The organism is Nocardia cyriacigeorgica, assembly GCF_010858045.1.
Taxonomy (GTDB): Bacteria; Actinomycetota; Actinomycetes; order Mycobacteriales; family Mycobacteriaceae; genus Nocardia; species Nocardia cyriacigeorgica_E.
Genome location: NZ_JAAGVC010000388.1, coordinates 1 through 279, shown reverse-complemented (window position 1 = coordinate 279; position 279 = coordinate 1). Strand labels below are relative to the sequence as shown.

1 protein-coding gene is annotated in these 279 nt (G+C 68.1%); it reads right to left on the bottom strand.

Annotated elements, in window-relative coordinates:
• The coding region (locus GV790_RS30145; RefSeq protein WP_163818196.1) for a penicillin acylase family protein at positions 1–279 on the bottom strand (279 nt) is incomplete at both ends.

Genomic DNA, 279 nt, shown 5'->3' with positions numbered 1-279 from the left:
CGCGGACACCGTCGGCCGATTCGGCGAGCACCTCGGCGCCCGACCTGCTGCGCCGCTCCAGGTAGAGGTTCTGGTAGTCGGCCATCGCATTGGTGATCCCCCACGCCACCGTGCCGGAATGGCAGAAGTGCGGAACGCCGGGGACGCCGGCGAACGAGAATCCGACGACATCGAATTCCGGGCAGGCCAAGTGGAACTGCTGGTAGATGCCGGGCAGTTCCAGGAAGCGATGCGGATCGCCCGCGATCAGCGGCGCACCGGTCGCGGTGCGCCGCTGAT